This window comes from Shewanella sp. 11B5 (assembly GCF_002836795.1).
Lineage (GTDB): Bacteria > Pseudomonadota > Gammaproteobacteria > Enterobacterales > Shewanellaceae > Shewanella > Shewanella frigidimarina.
Genome location: NZ_PJAP01000488.1, coordinates 1 through 6,055, shown reverse-complemented (window position 1 = coordinate 6,055; position 6,055 = coordinate 1). Strand labels below are relative to the sequence as shown.

Below are 6,055 nucleotides of genomic sequence, written 5' to 3'. Positions count from 1 at the left end.
CAATGAAAGAACCTTTACTTTACAAAGAGAATAAAGGGGCATGTGTAGAGTATTTGAGAATAAGACCAATCCATACAAAATCGTGTTTTAAATTGTATAAAAAAACTTCAACAAAGCTAATTAAGTATTAACTTATCCATTCAAATATGGGCCTATATTCACAGCATTACAAGCATATTTTAAACCTTTTTTACTCAAAACGTCTAAGAGATCAAATATGCAGCACTCGACATTTACAGTCAACAAAAGTGTGATGCAGATCACTATTTTTATGGTTAACCTTGGTAATCTGAAGTTAAGCAAACAACAAGAAGGTTCTAAATATGCTGAAAATCACTAGCAAACAACTTGAAGTCACTGCCCTTATCCGTGAACGTATTGAAGGACGATTAGAAAAATTAAGTCGACATGATATTCAATTAATTAACCCGCACATCATTATTACTCAAGAAAAGCAGTTAATTAAAATAGAGGCATCAGTTGGATTACCTAGTGGAGATTTATTCGCCCAGGCAAAAAGTGAAAACCTATACGCAGCAATTACTGCAATGGGACAAAAGCTGGAAAAACAGCTAAATCGCCTGACCCATAAACCCCAGGCTCAACGCCATGTATCATTACCAAATGATACTGAAAGCGAATTTGAGTATGTCTATAAGGAGGAAAACGCCGCTTGATATTATTTCTCTCTCACCAGCGCACCTTCGGGTGCGCTTTCTTTTGTCTATAATCCAGTACTCAAGCCTTGATGAGTAAATTTACATTGACAGTCGCCTGTCAGAGCTTTAGTTTTACTTCATGAACAAAAAAATATTCAGCCTTTTTATTTTCTTTTTTATTCAGCCCACCCCTGGAGGCGGATTTTCTGTGTAAAAACGAAAATGAAAATTCTAAAGCCTCCCAACTGGGAGGCTTTTTTGTCTTATAAACTCTGCCGTATCTAGTCATGCGCCAGTATGTAGCGTCACATTGAGGTCAATATGCAAAAACCACCTGAGTTAAGTCAAACTCGCGAACAGATAACTGCACTGGATAAATCCTTATTAGCGTTACTATCTCAGCGCCGCCAATTGAGCCTAAATGTTGCACGCAGCAAAGAAGTTGATGTTAGACCTATTCGAGATACACAACGAGAGAAAGAGCTACTTGAAAGACTTGTGCAGCAAGGGCGTGACCAAGGACTTGATGCGCACTTTGTGATATCGCTTTATCAAAGCATTATTGAAGACTCAGTGTTATTTCAGCAAACGTATCTTCATGGTAGAGCAAACCCAGACACTCAAAAGCAGCAATATACTGTGGCTTATTTAGGTGCAAGGGGTTCTTACTCTTACTTAGCGGCAAGCCGTTACTGCTCACGCCGTCAGGTGGAAATGCTAGATTTTGGGTGTAAAAGTTTTGATGAAATCGTTAATGCCGTCGAATCAGGTCATGCCGATTATGGCTTTTTACCAATTGAAAATACTTCTTCAGGATCTATCAATGAAGTGTATGACGTACTTCAACATACAACGCTATCGATTGTGGGCGAAACGACTATTGAAGTGAGCCATTGCTTACTCACTAAACCTAACAGTAAACTATCTGATATCAAGACTATTTACGCTCATCCACAACCAATCAGTCAGTGCAGCCGCTATTTAAGTCAGCACCCACATATCAAACTTGAATATTGTTCTAGTAGTGCTGAAGCTATGACAAAAGTTGTCGAGGCAGACAACAGCACTGTCGCAGCAATAGGCAGTGCTGAAGGCGGAGCGTTATACCAATTAATTGCAATGGAACAAGGTTTGGCAAACCAAAAAATCAATCAGAGTCGTTTTATCGTTGTCGCTCGAAAAGCTTCTGCGGTGCCTTCTCAGCTGCCAGCAAAAACCACCTTGATCATGGCAACAGGACAGAAACCTGGAGCATTAGTGGAAGCACTACTGGTACTTAAAGCTCATAATTTGAATATGAGTAAGTTAGAATCTCGTCCGATACCAGGGACACCATGGGAGGAGATGTTTTACCTCGATATTGATGGCAACTTAGCGACTACCGAAGTACAACAAGCAATTAAAGAGTTAGAGCGCCTTACACGTTTTATCAAAGTATTAGGTTGTTATCCTTGTGAAACTGTTAAACCGACACAATTATCGCAAGCTCAGTTATTAATTGAACCCGGTAGCTCTAAACAAGAGCCAATCAAGACGGTACCCCATAGCCAAGCTAAGCATTCACGCGACTATAAATCACAAGATACTCAATTGTTTTGCCAGCACTTACAAATAGGTGCAGGACAATTTAGCGCATTACAACAAATTAACTTACCGATAGATAATACCGAACTGGCTACGCAAGCAAAGCACATCAAAGAATCAGGCTTTCAAGCTATTGTGCTCAATGATTTAAAACAACAACTCAATGAACAACAATTAAAGCAGCATGCACAGGTCATTGAACAAGCCGGTTTATTATGTGTAATGCAAATAGACCAAGAACAAGAATTTATCATTGCGAGCCAATTAGCAGATATGCTGATATTAAGTGGTAAACAAATGTATAACCCAGACATGTTAACCTTAATTGGTTCCGTCAATTTACCGGTAATATTAGAAAGAAATACCATGGCTAGTATTGATGATTGGCTACAAGCTGCCGATACAGTCCTTAGCCACGGAAATCAACAGCTCGGGCTATGCGAATCAGGTGTACGCAGTTTCACGCACCCAGAGCAGTTAAGCCTCGATTTGGCCGGATTAGTTGAAGTGAAATCTCGCAGCCATTTACCCGTCATCGTTAACACCAGCTTCAGCATTAATGCTGCACTGCTAAATACTCACGCAAATGCCGTTAAGCAACTTAATGCTGATGGAATTATATTGTTACATCAGGATGGAGTATCGCAAGCTGAAATTATTCATGGTTTATACCAAGCAAAGTAACGATTAAATAACCAAGAATGACACACATAAAAATGCCGAGAACATTCTCGGCATTTTTATGACTCGCAATTGTAAAAGGTAATTAGTTACTCAAGTTTACTCAATAATTATACTGCTAGGCCATCATTTAAACTTATCCAGCCTTTAAAAATACGATAACTGAACCAGCTAACACCCAGTAAATACATAGGTAAACTCAGCCATAATGGGCTAAGCCAATATCCTGCAATAAAAAATGGGCAGAGGCCAATAATACTCATGCGTTGCCAACGTAGATGGCTACCCAATACAGAATCTGGATTGACGTTCTTTTGGATTAAATTAAGCCAAAAACTCAATAATACTGGCACAAAAAATAATGGAAAAGCGCTCATTAAACCGTAAAGAAAATGCCCTAAGGAATTATCTTCAACCTGTTGAACAGGTAGCATATTCGATGGCATCATCGACATGGGGTAACCTCCAAAGGTAACTAAGTTTATTGAGCTAACACTGCGTTATTTGGCGACGGTGTTAATTAAACATAAGCTTTGTGTCACTATTTGGCAATATTTAGTTCAATTAATAATGCTTCACTTAACGCTATCCAGCTTTCATATCATTAACAGATTGCAACATGGCGCGGCTTTCGTGTTGGAACTGCGGCGCAAAATCACCAAACCATTTAGCGACACGCTGGAACTGCTCCACAAAGGCTTGCCTATTACCCGTTTGCAACATTGTTAATGCATCACGATAATTATCAAGATAATCACTAATAGCGTGTTGACTACCTGGTTGAGCAAAAATTATATCGGCATAAAGCTCCGGATCTTGAGCAAATAAACGACCGACCATGGCTAACTCTAAACGATAAATCGGTGAGCTAAACTGTAATAAGTTACCAATATCAGCTTCTTCTTTGCACAAGTTGACGCCATACACGAATGTTGAAAAGTGACGCATAGCCTGCACTAGCTGCATCGCTTTATCATGACGCTCTGCTTCAGCTTCAACTATACGTGCCCCCCAAATTTCAATCTGTTGTAGTAACCATTTATACGCTTCTTGATGACGACCATGACACACTACCACCACCTGTTTAGCAAGACTGCCAACATCAGGGCCAAACATAGGATGCAGACCTACTACAGGGCCTTTGTGTGCCGCTAACATAGCCGTTAAAGGTGCTTCTTTAATCGAGGTGAGATCAGCTAAAATACAATTTTCAGGTAGCTGCGTTAACTTGTCGCGGATCACTTCGCACGTCACATTTATGGGTACGGTAACAATCACTAATCCTGCGCCATCAAAAATGGCGGCGGCATCTTGCCAATCATTTTTATCTATACTTTTAACTTCATAACCAGAAAGAACCAACATTTGGCTAAATAACTGTCCCAGTTTGCCCTGACCACCCACAACGACCACATGACCCAGATCTTGCTTAATCTGCTTAAACCCAACATCTTTTTCATTTAGGTAAGATTCGCGCATAAGTCGACGTAAAATATCTTCGATTAACTGTGGTGAGACATTCATTTTTTGTGCTTCGTCTCGACGTTTAGCTAACATCGATGCTTCACGCTGTGGGGCATAAATAGGTACACCAGCCGCATGTTTTACGGCACCAACTTGCGCCACTAAATCGAGACGTTTACGTAATAAATGCAGTAATTGTTGGTCAACGCCATCAATTAAATCACGAAGATGCTCTAAGCCTGCTGTGGTTTTTTCATTCATCTGTTTATCCATTAACCGTTAACAACCTGCAGCGTCTCAAAACGCGTTGGTAATACTGCAGACAACTGGTTAGCGCCTTGTCTTAAAATGGTTTCGGTAGTTTCCCAATCAATGCATGCGTCAGTGACAGAAACACCATACTTTAGCTCTGCTAACGGTTTATCTGAACTCTGATTACCTTCATTGAGGTTACTTTCAAGCATAACACCGATGATAGATTTATTACCTGCTTCAATTTGGTTAAATACATCTTCGCAAACGTTTTTTTGACGTTGATGATCTTTTGATGAATTACCATGACTGCAGTCAACGACTAAACGAGCACTGAGTTTGGCTTTATGAATTTGTGCTTCACTCTGAGCAACACTGTCAGCATCATAGTTAGGCGCTAACCCGCCACGCAAAATAATGTGCCCATCTGGGTTACCGGCTGTTTGCAATAATGAAACTTGACCTTCTTGGTTAATGCCCATGAAGCGGTGGCTGCTGGCAGCTGATTTTAATGCATTAATAGCCACTTCCAACTTACCATCTGTGCCATTTTTAAAACCAACAGGCATCGACAAACCTGAAGCCATTTCTCGATGAGTTTGCGACTCTGTGGTTCTTGCGCCAATTGCAGACCAAGTAACTAGCTCGGACAAATATTGTGGACTGATCGGATCCAGCGCTTCTGTCGCGATAGGCAATTCAAGTTCAGCAAGCCAAATCATGAGTTCTCGAGCCATTCTGAGTCCTTTCTCGACATCAAATGACTCATCCATATCAGGGTCATTAATCAACCCTTTCCAGCCGACCGTTGTGCGAGGCTTTTCGAAATACACGCGCATTAAGATGTAGAAGTCATCACTGAGTTCATCATGTAACTTTTTCAGTTTTAATGCATACTCTTTTGCCGCTGCAATATCATGAATAGAACATGGCCCCGTCACCACAAGCACGCGATTATCACGTTTGTGGACAATATCTGAGACTTGCTTGCGAGCATTTAGAATATATTGATAAGCATGAGTTGATAATGGAAGTTCTTGCTTTAACTCTGCTGGAGTCACTAGCACTTGTTCTGAACTGATGTGCACATTATTAATGGTATCTTGTTGCATACTTATCACTCTCTTTTGACGACAGACCAAAGGTCACTAATAGATTTGATTTTTAGGTATTAGACAATACAATCTGTATTTTTGTAACGCTACACCATTACACCTTAAAAGCAACTATGCCTGTGCAAAGGTTCTAGAGCAAGGCTTATTTACACAAAAGGTAAAAAATTACTTAACCTAAGAGGTGTTGAACAAAAAACACCCAAACACGCTTCTTGTACTTTTCCGCTGTTACCGCTCTACTCGCTGTTACCGCTCTACTCGCTGTTACCGCTCTACTCGTTGTTACCGCTCTACTCGTTG

The 6,055-nt window shown here is 40.4% G+C and carries 5 protein-coding genes and 1 other annotated feature; of the genes, 2 read left to right on the top strand and 3 right to left on the bottom strand.

Annotation, left to right across the window (positions count from 1 at the left end; translation table 11 throughout):
• Window positions 1–323: 323 nt before the first annotated feature.
• A complete protein-coding gene (hpf, locus tag CXF78_RS11425; RefSeq protein WP_102036849.1) occupies window positions 324–677 on the top strand; it encodes a ribosome hibernation-promoting factor, HPF/YfiA family in 354 nt (117 codons plus the stop codon).
• A 123-nt stretch (window positions 678–800) separates the two neighbouring features.
• Window positions 801–922 (top strand) — a sequence feature (Phe leader region).
• A gap of 58 nt (window positions 923–980) precedes the next feature.
• Complete coding sequence (gene pheA / locus CXF78_RS11420) at window positions 981–2,927, top strand: prephenate dehydratase (protein WP_102036848.1); 1,947 nt, start codon at window positions 981–983, stop codon at window positions 2,925–2,927.
• A gap of 107 nt (window positions 2,928–3,034) precedes the next feature.
• Here pheA and CXF78_RS11415 read toward each other — a convergent pair whose 3' ends face one another.
• From CXF78_RS11415 to CXF78_RS11405, 3 genes are all read right to left on the bottom strand, one after another.
• Window positions 3,035–3,379, bottom strand: coding sequence for a hypothetical protein (locus tag CXF78_RS11415; RefSeq protein ID WP_011638362.1), 345 nt, complete (start codon window positions 3,377–3,379; stop codon window positions 3,035–3,037).
• Between the two features lie 130 nt (window positions 3,380–3,509).
• Window positions 3,510–4,649, bottom strand: coding sequence for a bifunctional chorismate mutase/prephenate dehydrogenase (gene tyrA, locus CXF78_RS11410; protein WP_102036847.1), 1,140 nt, complete (start codon window positions 4,647–4,649; stop codon window positions 3,510–3,512).
• Window positions 4,650–4,660: 11 nt separating this feature from the next.
• Window positions 4,661–5,752: a 3-deoxy-7-phosphoheptulonate synthase gene (locus tag CXF78_RS11405; protein ID WP_011638364.1), complete on the bottom strand. Its 1,092-nt coding sequence runs from the start codon at window positions 5,750–5,752 to the stop codon at window positions 4,661–4,663.
• Between the last annotated feature and the right edge of the window lie 303 nt (window positions 5,753–6,055).

Excerpts from the sequence above, each read along its gene's own strand:
- hpf (WP_102036849.1), top strand. The coding sequence starts at position 324 with ATGCTGAAAATCACTAGCAAACAACTTGAAGTCACTGCCCTTATCCGT.
- pheA (WP_102036848.1), top strand. The coding sequence starts at position 981 with ATGCAAAAACCACCTGAGTTAAGTCAAACTCGCGAACAGATAACTGCA.
- CXF78_RS11415 (WP_011638362.1), bottom strand. The coding sequence starts at position 3,379 with ATGTCGATGATGCCATCGAATATGCTACCTGTTCAACAGGTTGAAGAT.
- tyrA (WP_102036847.1), bottom strand. The coding sequence starts at position 4,649 with ATGAATGAAAAAACCACAGCAGGCTTAGAGCATCTTCGTGATTTAATT.
- CXF78_RS11405 (WP_011638364.1), bottom strand. The coding sequence starts at position 5,752 with ATGCAACAAGATACCATTAATAATGTGCACATCAGTTCAGAACAAGTG.